Raw genomic sequence first — 21,480 nt, 5'->3', positions numbered from 1 at the left:
TTTATTGTTCCCGTACGTTTTTCACATTATTTTCGTTGAGTGTTAAGCCAAGTTTTTTTGCTTCCTTCCAGATCCGATCATACTTGCTTAGCTCTGCCACTTGAACCTCGAGGTCACTGTTGGCTCTGTTTTGTACTTCAATACGCTGCTCTAATTTTTGTATTTCCACGTTCGATTGATAGACATTTACGCTGTTGGAAACAATCTTTACCGCTCCAAGCAAAAAAATAGCGGCAAATAGGATAATAAGAGCCTTTTCCCCTAAAGTGATCGAAGCTCGCCTTCTGATGACTACCGTTTTTTGTTTTGGCACCTGATTGGTTTGTTCTTTTTTTTGATGTTGAATTTGATAGGCTAAATTTTGATTCACCACAATAACCTCCTTTTATTAAGTCGGCTGCTTTCGTAAATAATTGCTGCATGAGGCAATGTCTATCTCTCCCGAGGTTTGCGGTTAAATGTGTGACTTTTAAACAAACTGAGGGTTCACCGCTTATTTTAATTCTTGAGGTGAAACTAGAAGCAATTGGCGATTCTCGTTTGCTTTTATTAAAACTCCCCCATAAAACAAAGCAACAATTTTCTAGAAAAGAGCCTTTCATTGTTATCTATTTTTTTATATCTTTTCAGCAATTCTTAATTTTGCAGAACGTGCTCGATTGTTTTCTGTTAATTCTTCTTCAGAAGGGATGATCGGCTTCCTCGTAATAATCTTTACCTTTGGTTCAAATCCTTTTGGAATCATCGGTAAATTGGGAGGCAAGTCAGGTAATTCAGCTGCCTTTTTGTATGCTATTTTGCAAATACGATCTTCAAGAGAGTGGAAAGTAATAACGGATACTCTTCCAGAAGGCTTAAGCAACTCAATTGCTTGTCCAATCGCATCCTCAAACACCTTTAGTTCATCGTTTACAGCAATACGTATGGCTTGGAAAATTCGTTTTGCCGGATGACCTCCAGTTCTTCTTGCAGGTGCCGGAATAGAATCTTTAATAATATCGACTAATTCCGCTGTTGTTTCAATAGGCTGCTTTGCACGAACAGCTTCAATTTTCCTCGCTATCTGCTTTGAGAATTTTTCTTCTCCGTAGCGAAAAAAGATTTTTACTAATTGTTCATATGTCCACTTATTTACCACATCATATGCTGTAAGATTTGCTTCTTGATCCATTCGCATATCGAGCGGTGCATCATGATGATAGCTAAAACCCCTCTCTGGTGTATCAAGCTGAGGAGAAGAAACTCCTAGATCAAATAGGATTCCATCCACTTTTGTCACACCGAGTTCATTTAGCCGCTCTTTTAAAAATTTGAAGTTACTTTTAATAAGAATCGATTGTCCCTCAAATGAAGAGAGCTTTTCTTTTGCATGCTGGATGGCTGTTTCATCTTGATCAAAAGCATACAGCTGACCTTCGCTTGAAAGCTGTGAAAGCAAATATGTACTGTGTCCAGCGCCGCCAAGCGTACAATCTACATATGTTCCATCTTTTTTAATGTTTAACCCATCAACGGTTTCTTTTAATAATACAGTCTTATGTTGAAACATTGCTGTTACCACCTTTGTTAAAAATCGACTTAAGCTTTTGCACAAGATTCAATTATATATCAAAGTCAATCATGTTTTCAGCTATTTCTTCAAATGAATCTTCTTGTTCTGTTACATAGTCTTCCCAAATTGCCTTACTCCATAGCTCAATTCGATTTGAAACACCGATAACAACACATTCTTTTTCAAGCTTTCCATATTGGAGAAGAGATGACGGAATGTTGATACGCCCTTGTTTATCTAATTCACATTCAACTGCTCCTGAAAAGAAGAATCGGGTAAATGCGCGTGCATCTTTCTTTGTTAAGGGGAGTGCTTTAAGTTTTTCTTCAATAACCTTCCATTCGCTCATGGGGTATCCAAATAAGCAATTATCAAGGCCTCTGGTTAAAACAAATGTTTCACCAAGTCCCTCCCGAAACTTTGAAGGGACAATCATTCGGCCTTTTGTATCAATGGTGTGATTGTATTCTCCCATGAACATGCTCTTTGTCCCCACTTTCTCTCCCTAACTCACCACTTTCCCCCACTTCTCTCCACAAATTTATTTTACACCTTTTCTTCATAAAAAAAAACCCCGCAAAATGCAGGATTTCATAAAAGTTTTATTCATAGTTTGACAACCTTATGTTGATTATTAAAAGAATATGACAGATTTTTGACCTTCTTGAGAATATCTGGTCCATATTTATTTAGAAAATAAACTAAATTCCACATTCTCTCTTGTAGTCTTCCTTCGGGTTTCAACGACATCTCTACTCTTTGGAATTTAGAAATATCATTTTCGAGTTTTAATTTGATTTGTTTTTCCACTGCCTGCTCTGCGAACTCCAGCTGTTTTTGAATAAAGTACGCATTTTTCTTCATGAGTCCTTCAAGGCTTTGATCGATTTGAATAGCTGCATTTCTAAGCTCAGCATGCAAAGAATCAACCTTTTGTTTTGTTTCCGCCACTAAGGGTGAGATAGGAATTGGGGTATTCATTGAAATCCAGTTATCCATTTCATCTGCAACACCTTTGTTTAAAACGGTGGTTAGTGATAAAGACAATTCATCAATTTCACGTTCTATAGGCCTTTCTAAAAACGTAATGTTCAGCCTGGGAACGACTGGGGGCATTTTTATTTTCATTTTTTCAAAAACTTGTTTCAGCTCTGCCCAATAATGTATTTCACCATAGCCTCCGATGAAAGCTAAAGTCGGAAAGAGGAATTCTTGCATTAGAGGCCTCGTTACAACATTGTTACTAAAAAGGTGTGGTTTAGTCTGTATTAGGTCATCCATTTCATTTTCAGTTAAAGTTAATCCAACCTCTGGAGCAACAAAAACAGCTTGTTCTTTTTTTAATAGGATTCTTTCCCCATCATATTCATAAAAAATGTTGGCACTGTTCGGTTGGCTTTGAATGATCGGCTTATACCCCAACTCCACCATAAATTTTTGTTGTTGTTGGAGAGCAGACTGCATTTCCATACTATTTTTTGACAATCGTTTAAAAAATGGCTGTTCAATTTTTCTAAGTTCCAGGTCACCTGAATTAATAAGGATTAATCCATCCTCCTTAAAAAACCACATGACAATTTCTTCAAAAAATTGAACATAAGTATCAGATCGTTTCATACAATTTTCAAGAAATTTTATTAGTTCATTTGAATGGTCCGTTTCACCAAAACCTTCAACAATTTCTTTAATCCATTCCCCACATTGCCTATGGTCCAATTGCATACTAGCTACAGAAGTTTTGCCAATTTGCCGCTGGGAAATCCCTTTTTTCTTCATTCTGCCATTAGAAGGGACAAACACATGGTTAATCTCATCAAAATCATGGTCCTCTCCTGCAATCCAAAACACTGGAATCACAGGCTTTTGTAGGTTTCTTTCCTGTTCTTTTGCTAACTGAATAATCGAAATGATTTTATGAATCGTATATAATGGCCCGGTCAATAAACCTGATTGCTGTCCGCCTATTACAACAGATGAAGAAGGATCCAGCAGTTTTTTTATGTTTACATTCGTTTCGGGAGAATGAAATCGTTCATTGTATTTTAATAAATAATCAACCAATTGCTGCCGTGGATAGCTATGGTTTTTTATGTCAGCTAAACGATCTTCGTATACTGAATCTGAGTGAATAGAATAATGAAAGAAATCGGTATTTGTTAAGTTATTATGTATAAGCTCATCAATAAATTTATTTTCAAATTGAAGGGAAAGTTCTTCAATCTCCATGATAGACTTCCTTTCTATGATCGGTTTCTAGCTTTTATTTAAAGACAGTTTTCAGAATTTTGTTGCTACCTGACACAAAGTCAATCCCCTTGAATCTTTTGAGGTGAAATGTGAGACTAAAAGCAATCGGCGATTCACCATTTGCTTTTATTGTTAGCACCTCTCATTGTGTAAATCGCAACAACCACTTAGAAAATCGCCTTGTTTAATGATTAGACCTTTTAAGGATGAGCAGAAATTTTGATCCTTTTTCTTTGATTCTCCAGAGGTCTAGCGTTCATAAATAGTTGAGCAGTGCGGCTTGCCCACCTATCTTCTTTGTTACCTTTAGGCACTAGAAAGGTGGTTTTACTGCATGAATCAGATGGTATAAAATATGTATTCCGAATTGAGTATAGCATTTAATATCACGAAACAAAAAAAATTTGCTCCAATTAGTATATTCTTTTATCGGCCAGAAAAGCACAGGAGCGCTGGTCCATCGGCGGACAAGCATTCGGACGGACAGGCTGGAAGGTTGTTCTTTAACCTTCTCGGGCGGATGGGCTTATGGCTATGGGCCGATGATGCCTTGCGCTGGATTTCATAAAAAAACGGAAGCACCTAAAACCAGCCCGCCGGTGAGCGCCGGACGAGTTTTAAAGAAAGGCGTTTTTTCCTTCCTTTGAAGATTATTCGCTTGTGTCCTTAGGGGCTTGGTCCTGCAGCTGGACATCGATAGTATCCTTAAAATTTCTTGTTAAAACGATAAAAAAGCCTTCCTAATATGCAATAAGTAGTTCCGTTGTAGTGGAGAAACATTGTAATTAGCATATGAATTAGCATATCAATTATCACAGTAATTGGTATGCTCTTTTTGGTTATACATCAACCTTTATGAAGAAATAATACATAAAATAGTTTAGTAAATAGCATCCTGACAATCCCTGTTGTCATCGTGCAAATTAGGATGCTAATTTCAATGATAATTAGAGGCTATTGTAAAAAGTAAATGACACTAACGGTATGATGTACCAAATACTGGTTTTATTTCCTTTTCCCCCAATTGAATGTAACCACTTGACATTTTTGTAGGCTTTTTTTAATACAATTCTTAGTAGAGGTGATGAAAAGTGACGAGAGTAAAATATAGAGATAGTGACATTGATTTAATTGCACGGATGATGCGGGCAGAGGCTGTGGGTGAAGGGCGACAAGGGATGCTTATGGTTGGGAATGTCATTGTAAATCGAGCAGTAGTTGATTGTTTAGATTTTAAGGATTTAAGAACCATACGGGATGTAATTTTTCATGTTCAAGGTGGAAATTACTCTTTTGAAGCAGTACAAAAAGGTAGTTTATTTTATAATCCAGCAAGAGATGTAGAGAGAAGATTGGCACAACGAGTAGTAAAGTATTGGAGACAACATCCTTCTAAGTATGCTCTTTGGTATTTTAATCCGTATGGTCCGTGTCCACCTACATGGTATGATCAACCAATTGCAGGACAATATAAACAACATTGTTATTATGAGCCACAGGCTAATACATGCGAAAGTGCTTATAGGTATTAAAGAAAGCTTGGCGATCGTTGCTACCTGTTCTTCAACTTATGTGGCATTTAATAAGCTATACACACTTCAAATCAAAAAGCTTGAGTTTTTTATTTACCTCAAGGTTTTTTGTGTGCTGATTACTTTGTTATTTATGTTGCTAATTTCTATGTTATTTAACCTGTGATTTTGGATTTTCTCCACGTTATCGGAACTACATAAATATATAAAGGACGGCCATTAGTTAAATAGATTGAACTACAAATAGACATATTCCTATTAATGATAAAGAACACGAGAGGAAAACACTTGTTATCAACATCATTCTCCATGTCCTTTTTAATGCTTTTTCAATGGAATTTTGCGCTGTGTAGCGATAAAAAAGGATAAAAAGGGTAATCATGCACAAAATGTATAGAATGATAAGGATGAAAACAGCTTCCGTAAAAAGCAGCCTAACCTTAAAATAGACGGATACAATAAAAATGATAACAAAAAGATCTGACACAATATGTACGGATCTTTTCTTCTCCTTGGTTAATAATAGGAAGCAAGCCAAAGTTAGTATGTAACATAGTAAAGGAAGTGTTACCAATAGGGCTGCAAACACACTGATAAAAGAAATCAAGTTAGCTCCCCCTTTTCCTCTTCTAATCCTTTTATGGCAAAGTACAAAAACCGTAAAGCAGGTACAGGCATTCCTTCTCGTTTTGCTTTTTCCAGCATATATCCGACTATTGCGTCAACTTCTGTTCTGCGATGGTGAAGAATGTCTTCAAGCATAGAAGAGGTATTTGCTGAAGTTTTTTCACAGATAGTATGCACATGCCTCCAATAAAATTCTCGATTGTTCAGCTTCAACGCAAGAAATGCTTCATCAAAAACGGTTTCAAACAGCTTGTACAAATAATCATTTTGGAGGAGCCCGCCATTTTTCACTTTAAAAAGTGCTGTTAATGGATTAATACAAATATTGACTAAAAGCTTTTTAGATAGCATTTCATACCAATCTTCTTCGTAAATAAACGGAAAAACAGCCAGTTTGGAAACTAGGAGAGGTTTTAGATTTTTATCGTCATTGTGATGGTAAGCACTCAATCTTGTTAAGCCTTTACCTGTATGGCAAACATGATAATCATTGATTTTCAATGCACCATGCTCCACCACTCCAACATATAAACGGTGGTGAGCCAATTCATTCATGCAGGATATATGAGACATTCCATTTTGTAAGAAGATCACCGTCCTGCTGGTTGTACGCTTTAAATTTCCGACTATTTTTTCTAGTTGATATTGTTTGACTGTTACAATTTGAATATCCTCTTCATAGATCGTTTCCGAGCTTGCATGAAAGGAGGCAGACTTCACCTTTGTTCCATCTAATAGAATGCCATTATCATTAAGTAATTTTGCTTGGGTTTTCGTTTTTGTATAGAGTGTAACGGGGAAAGATGCTGACAATTTCGCCGCAAAGAGTAAACCTACAGAACCTGCTCCGATTATTCCTATTTTCATAATATCCCTCTAATATTTAAGTTGTTTATGGTAAACTTTGTTGCCTCTTAAAACTAGTTCATCATTGAGAAACGATCCACACTACGATTTATTAATATGTTTTAATATGTCGTTCACCCACCCCTCATAATGAGCGGCGCGATAGAAGAATTGAGTAATCGGCGTCGATCGTACTGTAAATATTTAACACCAATCCTAATGTAGAAAACATTTCAATGATGATCATCCTTATCTTACCAAACAAACGGCTTTTGTTACCATCTTTTCTAACATAAAAAGTGCCCCCTTTTCTCATTCACTCCCTTTTTGAAGTGTACTGGAAAAAGTTGCACTTATTTCTGTTTTATTTATCCATTCTTCAATGAAGCTATACAGGATATACCGGATGTTTTCGATGACTAAACGTCATCTCCTTCGATTGGTACATTGTTAGTCTTTCAATTAATACTTTGCGAAGTTCTTCCGGTTCTACAACATCATCAACGATCATTTCAGAGGCAAGTTTATAAATATCAATATGTTCTTTGTATTCTTGATGTTTCTGGCTAACAAACTGCAGACGTTCATTTGGATCTTGAATTTCGTTAATTTTGTTTGAATAAACTGCATTTACTGCAGCCTCAGGACCCATAACAGCTATTTGAGCGGAAGGCAGAGCGATACAGCAATCCGGCTCAAAGGCAGGTCCTGCCATTGCGTATAATCCAGCTCCATAAGCTTTTCGGATAATAACTGAAATTTTCGGAACAGTGGCAGAGCTCATAGCTGCGATTAATTTCGCACCATGACGGATAATCCCTGCTCTTTCAACCTTTGTTCCAATCATAAATCCCGGCACATCGGCCAAAAAAAGAAGCGGGATATGAAAGGCATCACATAATTGAATGAATTTCGCGGCTTTGTCTGCAGAATCTACAAACAAAACACCGCCCTTAACCCTAGGTTGATTCGCGATGATTCCAACGACTTTTCCGTTTATTCTCGCAAGCCCTGTGATTAATTCTGGGGCAAATAATTTCTTAATTTCAAAAAAGCTGCCTTGATCAATTAACTGGTTGATGCATTCGTACATATCAAAAGGAGCATTTTGATTTTCAGGAATAATATCTGATAATGTTCTTCCTTCGATTGGGTGGCAGCTTTCAATATCCGCTGATTTTTCTAAAAAGTTTCCAGGAAAATACCGTAAATATCTTCTTGCTTCCAGAATCGCTTCTTCCTCATTTGCAGCAAGGATATCACCGCATCCGCTTACACTGCAATGCATTCTCGCACCGCCCATTTCTTCCAGTGTAACTTTTTCACCGATTACTTTTTCTGCCATCCTTGGGGAACCAAGATACATTGATGCATTTCCATCAACCATAATGACAATATCACAAAATGCAGGGATATAAGCACCGCCCGCTGCAGATGGTCCAAATAAAATACAAACTTGCGGAATCATGCCAGATAATTTTACTTGATTATAAAAGATACGTCCTGCTCCGCGTCTATTTGGAAACATGTCAATTTGATCTGTTATTCTAGCCCCAGCCGAATCGACCAAGTATAAAAGAGGCAGCTTTAATTTTTCTGCCGTTTCTTGGATGCGAATGATTTTTTCAACTGTTCTCGCACCCCATGATCCCGCCTTAACAGTAGAATCATTTGCCATCACACAGACCTTTTGCCCATTTATATGACCTATAGCTGTAACAACACCATCAGCAGGCAATTCTTCCGCTTGGTTGTTTGCAAATTTTCCATCCTCTACGTATTGCCCTTGATCAAATAATCGATTTAATCGGTCTCTGACGAAAAGCTTGTTTTGCTGCTTTAATTTTTCGTGGTATTTATTAGGACCGCCCGCTTCAATTTTTTTTATTTTCTCCCGCAATTGCTGCTCGAGTTCTTTCATTTTCAACACTTTCTTCACCTGCCTTGTTAAGGATCTTTTAGGAGTTTGGCGCAACTGTGAAAAGGGTGTCTCCTTCATTTACAAAATCACCAATTGATACCTTTATTTCTTGAATCATTCCATCGCATTCACATTCAACTGGAATTTCCATTTTCATCGATTCTAATATGATGACTTCCTGACCTTTAGCCACTTGATCATTTTGATTTGCTAACACATTTAATACAGTTCCGGCCATACTCGCTTTCATTTCTTCCATTCACATTTCCCCCTTAATGTTACCCAACAATTGATTTATTTTGTAAAAACCCTGTATGATAATTTCCTTCTATAAAATCTTTATCTTTTAAAATGGATTTGAACAAAGGAACATTTGTCTTTATACCTTCAATTTTTACTTTATCGAAATAGGCTTTAGACTTTACGATTACTTCCCTGCGAGTATTTGCATGTATAATGACCTTTGCTATCAAAGGATCATAAAAAGGTGTAACAGTATTTCCAGCTTGATAAGCAGCATCTATAATCACTCCCTCTTCCTCTGGAGTATAGAAGACTTTCAGTTTCCCAGGTGAAGGAGTAAATGTTATGGGATCCTCTGCATAAAGCCTAAATTCCATTGCATGACCGTGTTTTGGAATTTCCTCTTGAGTTAACGGAAGCCTCTCCCCATTTGCAATTAATAACTGCCACTTTACAAGGTCTATTCCGGTGAGCATCTCAGTCACACGATGTTCAACCTGCAGTCTTGTATTCATTTCTAAAAAATAAAATTGTTCGTTTTCGTCGACAATAAACTCAATTGTCCCCGCATTTACATATTGCACATGCTTTGCTGCCTTGATCGCTGCATCAAACATTTTTTCCCTTGTTTCTGCAGAAAGAAATGGGGAAGGGGACTCTTCAATGACTTTTTGATTTCTTCTTTGTATTGAGCAATCTCTCTCAAACAAGTGCACCACGTTCCCTTCTTCATCTGAGAAGAGCTGCACTTCAATGTGTCTGCCATTTTCGATATATTTTTCAACAAACACTTCATCATTACCAAAATAGGCTTTTGCTCTATGTTTTGTTGATTGATAAACTTTCATTAATTCAACTTCATTTATACATTTTTGCATCCCGATTCCGCCGCCCCCGCCGCTTGCTTTCAGCATGACAGGGTAGCCAATTTCATTTGCCAGGCTGCATGCTTCTTCAATCGTTTGAATAGCGTCTTTGCTTCCAGGGACAGAAGGAACGCCTGCTTCTTCCATTGCTTTTCTAGCTGCTACTTTATCTCCCATTAATTCTATAATAGAGGCATTTGGACCAACAAAATGGATCCCCGCATTTTCTACCTTTCTTGCAAACTGTGCACTTTCTGATAAAAATCCATATCCCGGATGAATTGCATCTACCTTTTCCCTAGTTGCAACATTAATGATTTCTTCTGACTTCATGTAAGATTTAGGTACTGGCGGTTCACCTATACGATATGAGGATGTTGCTTCCTTAACATACGGCAATTCTTTGTCCGCATCAGAATAAATCGCTACAGTTTTAATTCCGAATTCATTGCATGTAGCAATAATTCTTTTCGAAATTTCTCCCCGATTCGCGATTAGAATTTTTTTCACGCGTCCCCCTCCTTATAACGCTTTATAGTAAGATCCCTTGTTTGCTGGAGATAAGGTCTAAGATTGAAGCGAAAGTAATGAAGACCTATCTTCTTTTACTTTCTTCAACAATATAATGAAATCCTGCATTTTTTGTAAGCGTTTGCTTATTTTCACTTTTTTAAATTCATGATAAAATATAATCAGTATTAAAAGATTTTATTAACATTTTGTCTTTTTTTTATTAAACGTTTACAATAATTATAAGTATTTTGCTTCAAGGAGGATTTTCCATGTTGAAAGTTGAAAAGCTTCTAATTAACTACAAAACATTAGAGGAGTTCAAAAAATTTAAGGAGTATGGTCTTCAAGAGCTATCCATGCATGAAGACCTGCAGGAAAATATTATTGAGAATGACAGTGAATCTCCATTTTACGGAATATATTTTGGGGATAAATTAGTAGCACGAATGAGTTTGTATCGGGTTGATAAGAAGCAGGACCGCTACTTTGATCCTCAGCAAGACTACTTGGAGCTATGGAAGCTTGAAGTTCTGCCTAACTATCAACGAAAGGGCTATGGGCAAGCTTTAGTAGAATTTGCAAAATCCTTTGCCTTACCAATTAAGACAAATCCAAGAATTAAATCAGCTGATTTCTGGTCAAAAATGGGTTTTGAAAATGTAAAATATGATGTAGAGCGTGACAAAGGGGAAAACCCGTTAGTTTGGTATCCTAACGGTGTAACAGAACAACACAACGAAACAGCTTCTGCCTAATTTTTAAGCGCAAGCAGCAAGTCAAAAGCTCTGCGCTTTTCGTGCAAACAAAGGCTGCTGACCTACTGGTCAATAGACAAATACAGTTTATTCAAACGCCAAATAGCAGAAAAACCGGTCGCACCTAGCGACCGGTTTTACTTTTCGATTCTTTCTAAATTACCATTTCGATCCATTTGGAATTTCACTTTTTTATTTCTTTCATCATCTTGTAAGACCACCATTTTTCTTGCCCTCTCCATAATTTCGATAAGAGCTTTATAGTCTTCCTCCACTACCCTAAGTTGGTTCATAAGGGATTGTTTTTCATGCTGCAAGGAGTCGATTTTCCTCTCCATTTCACCCAGTTTCTGAAGAAGAGTATGATTCTCATTCTGCAAATCTTTTAAACTAGTGGTATGGTCATAATGCTTTAAAAACTGGATGACCTCTTGCAAGGTCAATGCTTGAGACTCTTTTTCAGAGGATGGTAATGCCATATTCGTCTTATCAAATTCATCACCAGCTTCACCCTGATGTTTACGCAATTCTTTTCTTTGTTTTTTGGCAAGTTCTATTCCTGTTTTATATTGTTTTCTAACAAACGAATTCCAGCGGAACCCACAGGCTGCAGCGGTTCGCGATAATTTTCGTCCTACTTCTTCAAATGCGGCAAGCTGGGTCCCCGCTTCGCGAATATGTCTTAATACAACCTCAGCTAAAAGTAAATCCTCATCCTGTGTCCAAGCATCTTGACGAGTTGTTGTCATCATAGTCCCCCCAAAAAAGTCAATTTTGTAAATACATATGCGACTAATAGAGTAAGTAGACTATGTTCACCTTATAACTAAAAGTATTTATTATTTTCTAAGAAAAAATTTACATTTGATCCATCTAACTGCTGGAACAAACAATTATCAACCGGTCGCAATAAGTATATAGGTTACTTGGTGCCAGAAATTTGATCAGAATGAATGAAAGAACAATTTTTAAGAAGGATAGTGAACGAAAATCATAAAAATCGCACTAAAGTTGTATATTTCCTCAATCTTCTCGCAAAAAACAGAAGGCAACTAAGCCTATCTCGACAGCTATAAAAGGCCTTCTGTATTTAGCAGAAGGCCTTAATTTATTCCTTTTACAGCGAAACTAATAAATTTTTCACTTTACTGATTTCTTTTTTCTTATAATGGTTAGGATACCGCCTAAAAGAAGGAAAACCGTTCCCCATGCAAGGAAGTTGTATGAAGAGGTAGCAGTATTAGGCAGCTCATTATCTTGTTGATTTCCATTGTCGTTGGAATCGTCTGAATCTCCAAGCTGGCCATCATTGTCATTGCCATCGTCTGGATCCCCTGGCTCACCATCGTTGTCATTGCCATCGTTTGGATCACCTGGCTCGCCATCATTGTCGTTGCCATCGTTTGAATCCCCTGGCTCGCCATCATTGTCGTTGCCACCGTCTGGATCCCCTGGCTGGCCATCATTGTCGTTGCCACCGTCTGGATCCCCTGGCTGGCCATCATTGTCATTGCCATCGTCTGGATCCCCTGGCTCGCCATCATTGTCATCGTCTGGATTCTCTTTAGGTGTTTCTGCTGCAACAATTCGTCCTTCTATCTTCGGTGAAATGGTTCCTCGCTTTTTAATGTAATCCATCACAGCTTCATCAAGTGCAGGGTAGTCTCCAGTTACAGGATAATTTGCAAGAACAGTGTACTCGTCCCCTCCAGCTGCAAGGAAGTCATTAGTTGCTAACATATAAGTTGCATTCATATCAATTGGTTCACCGTTTATTTTAATGGAATGAACTCGCTCACCAGCCGGCTTTGATGCGTCAATTGCGAATGTCATTCCTCCGACGTGAGGGAATGCACCTTTAACCTCTGGATAAGCGCTGACCCCATTTTCTAAAGCTTCCTTAATGGCTGATCCAGGTACATCTATTGTTTGAATGTAGTTACCAAATGGAAGGACTGTAATAACTTCCCCCTTTGTAATGACACCTTCGTCAATTGATGCTCGAATTCCTCCGCCATTCGTTAGGACGACATCGGCACCTGTTACCTCTAACATCGAATCTGTAATTAGGTTACCTAGATTGGTTTCACCAGCACGAACATGCTCTCGTTCACCATCAAGCTTTACAGTCGTTGTTCCAATTTCCTCTGCTAAAATTTCTTTTTGAGCTTCTTCAATTTCTTTTATAACAGCTTCCACTGCCGGGTCCGGCTCAATATTTGCTGCGTCTTCTTTTGTAATAAGGGCTGCTTCTCTGCTAATTAACTCATTGTTTTCATCAAAAGTTAATTCAACAGTCCCAAGGTTTTTCAAATATTCTCCTGCACTCACGATTAATGTACCGCTATTTTCAATGTCATCAACTGTATGACTATGACCATCGACAATTAAATCAATCCCAGGTGCACCTTGTGCAACCTTTAAACTCGTATCTGTACTAGAGGCATCAGTCCCTAAATGGGTTAGCGCGATAATTGCATCAACATCCTGTGCCTGAAGCTCTTTCACCATTTTATTTGCGGCTTTGACAGGGTCTGTAAATTTAAGCCCTTCAACATTTTTCGGATGTGTTTTGTAATGTGTTTCAGGAGTTGACAGTCCGAAAATACCGAGCTTTACTCCGTTAACGTTTTTAATCGTATACGGATCAAGGACTAATTCACCTGTTTCCTCATAGATAACGTTCGCACTTAACACAGGGAAATCAGCCATTTCCTCTAACTCTAGTAAACGCTTGTAACCATAGTTGAAATCATGGTTTCCGGCAGCCATACTGTCATAGCCGATTTTGTTCATGATTTCAACGATGCTGCTTCCTTGTTCTAACGTAGCGAAAGTTGTGCCATGGAATGTATCACCGGCATCCAATAATAGAGAGTGCTCGTTTTCAGATTCAAATTGTTTAACCAATGTAGATAGTTTTGCAAAGCCCATTCCGTCAAATCCGCCTTCAAACACTCGGGCATGAGAATCATTCGTGTGTAAAATGTTAATTGTGTTTGGAGGTGTTAGGTCTACTTGAACTAAAATTGGGTCATGGTCACTTGCTCTGCCGTGTTCCTCCATAAATGGTGAATTAATATTCACGATATCTACTTCAGTGTACTTAGCAAGGCGATTGTTTACTAAAATATGATCAAGTGTTTGCGAATTCCCGCGGTAATTGTAAGTCCATCGTTCTTCCTCCGGCAATTGCTCAATCATGTTTTTCAGCTCTGATCCTTTTAACGCTTCAAGGGGCTTTGAGAATTCGAAATCATTCATATCACCAAGTACGACAACATTCGCATCTTTATTCTCAGCCATAATATTTTTAATAAAGCTGTTTACTTCTGTCATTAACTTGATACGTTCTGCTTCACTTCCTATTACAGGAGGCTGGTTTTGACCAAATAACGGTGAATCACCTGTTTTTGAATTGAAGTGGTTATTAATGACAATGACTTCTTCTCCGTTAAACTCAAATTCAGCTGCCAGCGATTTGCGAGTATCAGGAAATTTATCAGGTGCGATCCTTCCAGGGTTTAATGTTAAATCTCCATTCTCATAGTTTACTGCCTCTGTTGCTGAACCTTTTTCTCCATCTGCTAATGATACACGTTCGGGATTATATAAATAACCTACACGGATATTTCCACCCGGTGCTCCGCCGTCTTGTTTATCTTCTGGAGCAATATCTGTAAACTCATATGCAGGACCGCCTAGTTCTTTAATTTTATCAACGAGCACCTTGTATGTTTCATCAGCATTTGTAACACCGCTGTCTGTTCCGCCGTCATTATCTTGAACTTCAACCAACCCGATGATATCTGGTGTGTTTAAGTTTTCAATAATGGACTTTGCAATGTTTTCAACTTTAGAGGAAGGTGACTTTGCTGAAAAATTCTCCATATTGTATGTGGCAACAGATAGTTTATCTTCATCTTTTTCAATCGTTGTATTTTCTTGTTTTAATCCGCCGTCAATTAATTCTGGAAGCTCTTCACTTGTGTCACGGTACAATTTATATGTTCCATAATCATAGCTCATAACTCCCGTGATTGAGCCGTTGAACGAATCGCCTACCTTCGTTACAAAGTCTTCACCTGCTTGAACATAGACAATTTCAGGGTTTGGATCTTCCTTCGTTAATTTGTAACCGCCAATTTGTGTTAGCTCCTGGTCTGAGCCGTTATCTACAACAACAGCTATATCACCGTATTCCTGTGGACCGACCACCTTGGGACTGTTAAGCTGGGTACGCATTCCTTCCAAGCTCTCATAAAAATCAATAGCATCTTCTTCCGGATCAAATTCACCGAAAGAATCATTGTCAATGATTTGGGAAGGGATTACACGTCCGTCTTTTCCTAGAATAATAGGTTCAGGAAGCTCGTTTTCATTTGATAAAACCTCTACACTTGCAGCATTAATTTCTGTGAAAGCTAAATCTGTTTCAGCCTTTTCAGCATAGCCCTCAAGAAAATATTCTTTTACCTGACCTGCTACGTTTATATGGTCTCCTACTTTTGCACCATGGTTCCGTTTATAGATAAGCAGACCTTCAGATGTTTTTGGATTCTCATCTGGATTCGGTTCTTGAATATAGATATTTGCCCCATCTATATGTGTCACAATCCCGTCTATATTTGCTACTGTTTTTCCTTCGTATGGGGACGTATGGCCAGCTCCTTGAATATCATGGATTTCTAATTCATTTAAATCTTTTCCGATTTCATACGGAAATGAAGCAACATCACTATTTTCTAATCCCCCTTTTATTGCTACTGCTTTAATGGTTACTGCTTCTTTAATTTCTATAGGCTCAGAGTATTTTGCAGAGGAAGAAGACGGTTCAGATCCATCTGTCGTGTAATAGATTGCTGCACCTTCAGTAGAAGTGGTAAGCTCTACCTTTGTACCTTCAGCAACGAGCCCTGATTCAGGGGTTGCTGAAATGGAGGAGACCTTGCTGTTGTCTTCCATAACATCAGCAGAATTTCTTGGGACTAGTCTATATGAACCAAAACTATAATCTACAACACCAGCTACCGCATCATAGCTTTTATTAACCTCAACCAATTCTGAATCAATGATAAATGTTCCATTTTCGTCATGGGCTGTATGTTCTCCGTAACCATTTACTGAATCAATTTCAATATTCTTTATTTGGACGTATTCTCCTTCAACAGCTTCTGTTAAATCTGTAGAGGTAATGTCTTGGGGAGATGGAGTGCCGGCGTTTTTTTCAATGATAGTTACTTTATCTGAGGTAGCATTTAGCTGCGCCATGTCGTAATATTGAAAGGTTTCGCCTTCTGCACGAATTTTGTCGCCTACTTGCACCTTATTCTCAAGTCCGGCTCCTCTTACAATAATTCCAGCTGTATCATCTTGAATGTAGACATTAGCTTGTCCACCCGCTACAAAAATCGCAGTTACGGTACCTTCTACAGCTGCCTTTCCACCATTTGTAACACGAATATCTTGAATGGCTTTAACTGTAACTTCTTCTGCTGGGGGTTCTTCTGATGGAGGTTCTTCTGAAGCTTGATCATCAATTGTATGTAAACCAATATTAGTAAAAGTATCTTTCCCAAACTGCTCCCAATCTCCTAGAGTAAAAGTTTGATTACCTTTAAGTATAGAAGATTTTCTTACTAGAGTTAGATCCTTAATGATCTCCTCGTTACTTCCGACAGTATGAATAGTATCGATCACTTGATTATTTTTCTTTAAAACAAGAGCATCATCTCCGTTAAAGTTAGCGACTCCGCTCTTTGTATCCGCTTGTCCAGCTATCGTCTCATTCGCTTGAGCGTGGGCGATAACATATACATCGTTGTTTTCAAGTGTACCTTGCAGTTCCAACGTGCTCCCAGCTTCTGTCTTTCCATTGCTGTAAAGCTCAATAACATACCCATTTAAATCTACTGGTTTTCCGGTCACATTATAGATTTCAATAGCTTTGTTGTTACTTGAACCCTCTATGTACTCAGAAAAGAATAAATCCTCTCCTTTTTCTGTTACTGCCGCGGCAATTGAACTAGTAGCGCTTAAAAATGGAGTGACCAGCAATAAAAAGACGATAACCACAATAAAAGGCTTTTTTGCACGATTAGATAAAAACGACATTACACTTCCCCTTTCGTTTACAATGAATTTATTACCATTAATATTGTACTAAAAGAATATTTAGTAAATGTAAACATATTGTAAAATTATGAATTATTTTATCAAAAAATAGCAAATATATGAATGAGTTAACTGAAAATTAATAAAATTTAAGTCGAATTACTCATTTGGACTTTTTTATGAATTGATTGACTGCCTGGAGATGGCTTTCTCCTTCCCACAGCTGAGCACACGCCTCTATTTCAGCTAGCATTCTCTCTTTTAGTTTCGATTGCTCCCATTGTCTAATTTTAATCTTTTTATAAGCACTCAGAACTGATGAATATGGAACTAAATTTACATCAATTTGGTGATAGGCATGATCTCTAAAATTTTCTTGTGCGATTATTTGTTGAATAAATCCCCATTCTTTTGCAATCTCTGCATTTACTTTCTTAGCAGAAGTAAGGAGCTGCATAGCATTTGCGTGTTGAAGCTTTTCAAATAATAAAGTTCCCCCTCCCCACCCTGTCGTAATAGCTTGATTACCTTGGATAAATCCTATCATTATGTCTTTTTTTGCGATTCGAAAGTCACAAGCAATCGCCAATTCTGAGCCCCCTCCGACAGCTGCACCATTTAATAATGCATATGTCGGGAATGGAAGCATTGCTAAATCATAGAGAATGTTCCCCATTTTAGAAAGCATCTTGAATGCTTCTTCCTTTGTATGCAATTGATGAAAAGCAGCTAAATCTCCCCCTGAGCAAAACGCACGATCCCCCTCTCCCGTTATAATGACTGCCCTGGCTGATTTATTATCGGAAATGTCCTCCAGGAATAAGCTGAGTTCTTCCATGACATCAAAATCGATTGCATTTCGGATTGGTTCACGGGTGATTCGAAATTCGTAAATTCTATCTACGGGCTCAAGAATGGCTGTCTTCTTCAAATGACATTCCTCCATTTTGCATTTTATCAGTTTATGGTCTCTGAACTACTGCGACTGGTTGGATATCAATCACAATTTTATGATTCATTGCTTTTCGTACCATCATTTTATTTCTGAATTTAACTAATATGGAAGCGTATTCACAATCATGGCCAATAGGACATAAAAGCTAAAACACACCTATCAAAAACCTTTTGAACAACAAAAAAGCACAAGGATCCACCTTCCTTGCGCTTGTTCGTTTCAAGTCTAGATTATTTGCTTAGAACATCTTTACCTTTGTATGATCCACACGCTTTACAAACGCGATGAGCAAGTTTACTCTCACCACAGTTTGGGCATTCTACCATACCAGGTACTTGCAATTTGAAATGTGTACGACGTAGTCTTTTTCTCGTTTTAGAAGTTCTTCTAAAAGGTACAGCCATTATTCCCACCTCCTTACAGAGCTATTTACAACTATCCGTAAAAATTTTTTCACTGATTTTACAACTACATTGAGTTAGCTTTTTTTGTCATCATCAAAAAAGTCTGCGAGTCCTGCAAGTCTTGGATCGATCTTATTCTGGTTTTCTTCTTCAGAAACGACTTGCCAATCTTTTCCTTCTTGCGGTGCAGCATCTTCCTTGTGATCACTGTCATCACTAAAGACTTGCATCGGGATCTCAAGGAGGATGTTTTCTTTAATAATTGGGATTAAATCAACCAGATCTCCCTCGATATGATGAGTATCTTCTATATCCATTTCAAAATCATTTGAATTGAACAAAATGGTTTCAATTGTCTCAATTTCAAATGGATAATTTACATCAACTAATGTCCTGGCACAGGCCAAGATCAATGTTCCGGAAATTTTAAGATGGAAAGTTACTTTATTTGAACTAATGTCTGCTCGTCCGACTACTTTAACAGGAGAAATACCCTGAAGATCTGCATGAGCTTTTGTCAGCTCTGATAAATTTACCGTCTCGTCAAATTCCAGTCCTTTATTTTGAAGCTGATGTAATTGATTAATTGTCCATTCCATTTGTGATCACCTCAAGGCAACAAAGGTAATTATAGCTTTCTCGATATTATTTGTCAATATTTTTTCTTTACACTATAATTGAATCAAATTCACTTTAACTTTATCATGTTTTTAAGTTAAATCAAAATGGGGGAAACCTATGAAGGCGGTTGGAATCGTAGTTGAATATAACCCTTTCCATAATGGCCATTTATATCATCTCCAGCAATCCAAAGAGACTGCCGGCGCTGATATTGCCATTGCTGTCATGAGCGGGAATTTTCTGCAAAGAGGGGAGCCTGCGCTTGTTTCTAAATGGTCTAGAACGAAAATGGCTCTGCAAGGAGGGGTAGATATTGTGGTTGAGCTGCCCTATGCATTTGCCACCCAAAAAGCAGAAACGTTTGCAAATGGCGCCGTTTCGATTTTAGAAGCCCTTCATTGTGACAGTCTGTGTTTCGGCAGCGAGAGCGGTTCAACAGAATCTTTCCATGAGGTGATAGATTTTCTTGAATCAAATCAAGAGGAATATGACCGATTCGTGAAAGAATATTTGAAAAAGGGATACAGCTACCCTAAAGCCACTTCCCTTGCGTTTCATCAATTATCCGGCTCAGAGCAGTTGGTGGATCTGTCAAAACCTAATAATATTCTTGGAGTCCAATATGTAAAGGCAATAAAAGATCAAAAAGCAGCAATGGTTCCTAAAACCATTCAACGAATCTCAGCAGACTATCATGATGAAGAATTTTCTTCACAAAGTATTGCAAGCGCTACAAGTATTCGTAAATCAATCTTCACAAACAAGGAAACCAATGAGTTGAAACCGTTTGTTCCAAATACAACTTGGATTCATTTGAATCAATATTTATATGACTATAACCAGTTTCACCATTGGGAAACCTATTTTCCCTATTTAAAATACACGATCTTAACGATGAGTAAAGAGGAATTAAGGGGAATTTATGAAATGGAGGAAGGCCTTGAGAACAGGATATTTTCAAACATCTTACATAGTCCCTCCTTCCAAGCGTTCATGACATCCATTAAAACCAAGAGATATACGTGGACAAGATTGCAACGTTTAGCGGTACATATCTTAACTCGGACAACGAAGAATCAAATGAATGATGTTATACAAGCCTCTTACATACGACTGTTGGGATTGTCAAAGGGCGGACAAAAATATTTGAATCAAATGAAGAAAACAGTTCCTATCCCTATAGTTAGCAAATTGTCTTCATTTGAAGACCCGCTTATCACTTTGGATATCAAGGCGGCTTATGCTTATTCAATGGCCTATAATGAACCAGTTACCTCAGCGGAAATAAAAAATGAATTTTCCATTCCACCAATTCGTTTTGATGAATCTGAAAATATCTTTCTGTGAAACAAAAACAATAGGTGTATATTACAAAATTGTCTACTTTAACGGGTAACAGCCGCATTCTTAAGCAAAAAAATGCGGCTGTTTCAAATTAAGCTATTTTTGATTCTAACATAATAATCGCACATAAGTATAAAAAAATGAAGTGAACTTTACCGTAAAGTTTTTAATGCACCGCTCCATGCAATGGTTTGATCCAGCATGGCATGAACATTATCAAGGTGTAATGCAGCTGGTTTAAAAGTAGTGAAGTTTTCAAAATCTGTAAATATTGATAATGTTGGATGTACACGAACGTCCGCTACTAGTAATTCTCCTAAGATTCCCCGTAAATGTTCAGCTGCACGGGCTCCGCCTGTTGAACCATAACTTACAATACCCGCTGCCTTATTGTTCCATTCATCGCGTGCCGAATCAAGTGCATTTTTTAATGCTCCAGTAATGCTATGATTGTATTCTTGGACAATAAACACGAATCCATCTAAGGTAGAAAGTTTTTGTGGCCAAGCTTTTAATCCTGGTTCTTCACCAGTTCCTTCTCCAAAGAAAGGCAATTTGAAGTCTGCTATATCAACGATTTCATAATTTGCATCCTCACGTTTATCAGCAATTTCTTTTACCCAGTTTCCGACTTGAGGACTTAAACGTCCTTGCCGTGTACTTCCTAAGATAATTCCGATATTTAATTTTTTCACAGTTTTTCCTCCTCGTTAATTGATTAACAGACAGGGCGGCCCCAACTTTCATACCAAACAACCTTAATATTACATTTTTATACTTTTATTGGAAGTGCAAAATGTCCTAAATTTATTACGGTCTTTAATCTGCATCTTAAGAAATAAAAGGTAGAGTATAAAATCCTAAACTCAGTCGGCAACTGCTCTATAGAGGGAAATTTTCATATATGCGAATAGGCTGTGCTTGGATAAAAAATGGTGGA

General features: G+C 37.8%; 18 protein-coding genes. 3 read left to right on the top strand and 15 right to left on the bottom strand.

Going from position 1 to position 21,480, the window contains the following annotated elements; all coding sequences use genetic code 11:
• Position 1: 1 nt before the first annotated feature.
• From ftsL to bshC, 4 genes are all read right to left on the bottom strand, one after another.
• The gene (ftsL, locus tag IC621_RS26380; protein WP_191157015.1) at positions 2-370 is read right to left on the bottom strand and encodes a cell division protein FtsL; all 369 of its coding nucleotides are present in this window, start codon (positions 368-370) and stop codon (positions 2-4) included.
• Positions 371-616: 246 nt separating this feature from the next.
• The gene (gene rsmH / locus IC621_RS06790) at positions 617-1,549 is read right to left on the bottom strand and encodes a 16S rRNA (cytosine(1402)-N(4))-methyltransferase RsmH (RefSeq protein ID WP_191157013.1); all 933 of its coding nucleotides are present in this window, start codon (positions 1,547-1,549) and stop codon (positions 617-619) included.
• A gap of 52 nt (positions 1,550-1,601) precedes the next feature.
• Positions 1,602-2,033, bottom strand: a complete 432-nt coding sequence (mraZ, locus tag IC621_RS06785; protein ID WP_191157012.1) for a division/cell wall cluster transcriptional repressor MraZ — start codon at positions 2,031-2,033, stop codon at positions 1,602-1,604.
• Between the two features lie 125 nt (positions 2,034-2,158).
• Positions 2,159-3,778: a bacillithiol biosynthesis cysteine-adding enzyme BshC gene (gene bshC / locus IC621_RS06780; RefSeq protein ID WP_191157009.1), complete on the bottom strand. Its 1,620-nt coding sequence runs from the start codon at positions 3,776-3,778 to the stop codon at positions 2,159-2,161.
• Between the two features lie 1,112 nt (positions 3,779-4,890).
• Here bshC and IC621_RS06775 point away from each other — a divergent pair.
• Positions 4,891-5,331 (top strand): cell wall hydrolase, encoded by a 441-nt coding sequence (locus IC621_RS06775; protein ID WP_191157007.1) that lies wholly within the window; start codon positions 4,891-4,893, stop codon positions 5,329-5,331.
• A gap of 223 nt (positions 5,332-5,554) precedes the next feature.
• Here IC621_RS06775 and IC621_RS27155 read toward each other — a convergent pair whose 3' ends face one another.
• The 5 genes from IC621_RS27155 to IC621_RS06750 all read right to left on the bottom strand — a co-directional run bounded on the left by IC621_RS27155 (position 5,555) and on the right by IC621_RS06750 (position 10,344).
• Positions 5,555-5,920: a DUF3397 family protein gene (locus tag IC621_RS27155; RefSeq protein ID WP_396652990.1), complete on the bottom strand. Its 366-nt coding sequence runs from the start codon at positions 5,918-5,920 to the stop codon at positions 5,555-5,557.
• 14 nt (positions 5,921-5,934) lie between these two features.
• Positions 5,935-6,825: a 2-dehydropantoate 2-reductase gene (locus tag IC621_RS06765; RefSeq protein WP_191157003.1), complete on the bottom strand. Its 891-nt coding sequence runs from the start codon at positions 6,823-6,825 to the stop codon at positions 5,935-5,937.
• Between the two features lie 367 nt (positions 6,826-7,192).
• Positions 7,193-8,725, bottom strand: a complete 1,533-nt coding sequence (locus tag IC621_RS06760) for an acyl-CoA carboxylase subunit beta (protein WP_224752376.1) — start codon at positions 8,723-8,725, stop codon at positions 7,193-7,195.
• A 37-nt stretch (positions 8,726-8,762) separates the two neighbouring features.
• Complete coding sequence (locus tag IC621_RS06755) at positions 8,763-8,984, bottom strand: biotin/lipoyl-binding carrier protein (RefSeq protein ID WP_191157000.1); 222 nt, start codon at positions 8,982-8,984, stop codon at positions 8,763-8,765.
• 19 nt (positions 8,985-9,003) lie between these two features.
• Positions 9,004-10,344, bottom strand: coding sequence for an acetyl-CoA carboxylase biotin carboxylase subunit (locus IC621_RS06750; RefSeq protein WP_191156998.1), 1,341 nt, complete (start codon positions 10,342-10,344; stop codon positions 9,004-9,006).
• Between the two features lie 272 nt (positions 10,345-10,616).
• On the opposite strand from IC621_RS06750, the gene IC621_RS06745 reads away from it, so the two are divergent.
• Complete coding sequence (locus IC621_RS06745) at positions 10,617-11,102, top strand: N-acetyltransferase (protein WP_191156996.1); 486 nt, start codon at positions 10,617-10,619, stop codon at positions 11,100-11,102.
• 137 nt (positions 11,103-11,239) lie between these two features.
• Here the strand turns inward: IC621_RS06745 and gerR are convergent, their stop codons facing one another.
• The 5 genes from gerR to IC621_RS06720 form a co-directional block, all read right to left on the bottom strand.
• Entirely contained in the window at positions 11,240-11,851 is a 612-nt protein-coding gene (gene gerR / locus IC621_RS06740) for a sporulation-specific transcriptional regulator GerR (RefSeq protein WP_191156994.1), read from the bottom strand.
• 391 nt (positions 11,852-12,242) lie between these two features.
• Positions 12,243-17,216, bottom strand: a complete 4,974-nt coding sequence (locus IC621_RS06735) for a 5'-nucleotidase C-terminal domain-containing protein (protein WP_191156992.1) — start codon at positions 17,214-17,216, stop codon at positions 12,243-12,245.
• A gap of 163 nt (positions 17,217-17,379) precedes the next feature.
• Positions 17,380-18,147, bottom strand: coding sequence for an enoyl-CoA hydratase/isomerase family protein (locus IC621_RS06730; RefSeq protein WP_224752365.1), 768 nt, complete (start codon positions 18,145-18,147; stop codon positions 17,380-17,382).
• A gap of 254 nt (positions 18,148-18,401) precedes the next feature.
• Positions 18,402-18,575: a 50S ribosomal protein L32 gene (gene rpmF / locus IC621_RS06725; RefSeq protein ID WP_191156989.1), complete on the bottom strand. Its 174-nt coding sequence runs from the start codon at positions 18,573-18,575 to the stop codon at positions 18,402-18,404.
• A 74-nt stretch (positions 18,576-18,649) separates the two neighbouring features.
• Complete coding sequence (locus tag IC621_RS06720) at positions 18,650-19,174, bottom strand: YceD family protein (RefSeq protein WP_191156987.1); 525 nt, start codon at positions 19,172-19,174, stop codon at positions 18,650-18,652.
• A 139-nt stretch (positions 19,175-19,313) separates the two neighbouring features.
• On the opposite strand from IC621_RS06720, the gene IC621_RS06715 reads away from it, so the two are divergent.
• Positions 19,314-20,543 (top strand): nucleotidyltransferase, encoded by a 1,230-nt coding sequence (locus IC621_RS06715; protein WP_191156985.1) that lies wholly within the window; start codon positions 19,314-19,316, stop codon positions 20,541-20,543.
• Between the two features lie 149 nt (positions 20,544-20,692).
• On the opposite strand, the gene IC621_RS06710 is transcribed toward IC621_RS06715, so the two are convergent.
• Positions 20,693-21,235 (bottom strand): NADPH-dependent FMN reductase, encoded by a 543-nt coding sequence (locus tag IC621_RS06710; RefSeq protein WP_191156982.1) that lies wholly within the window; start codon positions 21,233-21,235, stop codon positions 20,693-20,695.
• Between the last annotated feature and the right edge of the window lie 245 nt (positions 21,236-21,480).

The sequence above is a fragment of the Metabacillus arenae genome, assembly GCF_014773385.1.
Classification (GTDB): domain Bacteria; phylum Bacillota; class Bacilli; order Bacillales; family Bacillaceae; genus Metabacillus_D; species Metabacillus_D arenae.
The sequence above is the reverse complement of the archived record's forward strand: the minus strand, read 5'-3'. Positions and strand labels throughout refer to the sequence as shown.

What these genes read in the sequence shown, in the direction of transcription:
- IC621_RS06745 (WP_191156996.1), top strand. Translation starts at nt 10,617, where the DNA reads ATGTTGAAAGTTGAAAAGCTTCTAATTAACTACAAAACATTAGAGGAG.
- IC621_RS06735 (WP_191156992.1), bottom strand. Translation starts at nt 17,216, where the DNA reads ATGTCGTTTTTATCTAATCGTGCAAAAAAGCCTTTTATTGTGGTTATC.
- IC621_RS06760 (WP_224752376.1), bottom strand. Translation starts at nt 8,725, where the DNA reads ATGAAAGAACTCGAGCAGCAATTGCGGGAGAAAATAAAAAAAATTGAA.
- bshC (WP_191157009.1), bottom strand. Translation starts at nt 3,778, where the DNA reads ATGGAGATTGAAGAACTTTCCCTTCAATTTGAAAATAAATTTATTGAT.
- IC621_RS06765 (WP_191157003.1), bottom strand. Translation starts at nt 6,825, where the DNA reads ATGAAAATAGGAATAATCGGAGCAGGTTCTGTAGGTTTACTCTTTGCG.
- rpmF (WP_191156989.1), bottom strand. Translation starts at nt 18,575, where the DNA reads ATGGCTGTACCTTTTAGAAGAACTTCTAAAACGAGAAAAAGACTACGT.
- IC621_RS06720 (WP_191156987.1), bottom strand. Translation starts at nt 19,174, where the DNA reads ATGGAATGGACAATTAATCAATTACATCAGCTTCAAAATAAAGGACTG.
- rsmH (WP_191157013.1), bottom strand. Translation starts at nt 1,549, where the DNA reads ATGTTTCAACATAAGACTGTATTATTAAAAGAAACCGTTGATGGGTTA.
- IC621_RS06715 (WP_191156985.1), top strand. Translation starts at nt 19,314, where the DNA reads ATGAAGGCGGTTGGAATCGTAGTTGAATATAACCCTTTCCATAATGGC.
- IC621_RS06755 (WP_191157000.1), bottom strand. Translation starts at nt 8,984, where the DNA reads ATGGAAGAAATGAAAGCGAGTATGGCCGGAACTGTATTAAATGTGTTA.
- mraZ (WP_191157012.1), bottom strand. Translation starts at nt 2,033, where the DNA reads ATGTTCATGGGAGAATACAATCACACCATTGATACAAAAGGCCGAATG.
- gerR (WP_191156994.1), bottom strand. Translation starts at nt 11,851, where the DNA reads ATGACAACAACTCGTCAAGATGCTTGGACACAGGATGAGGATTTACTT.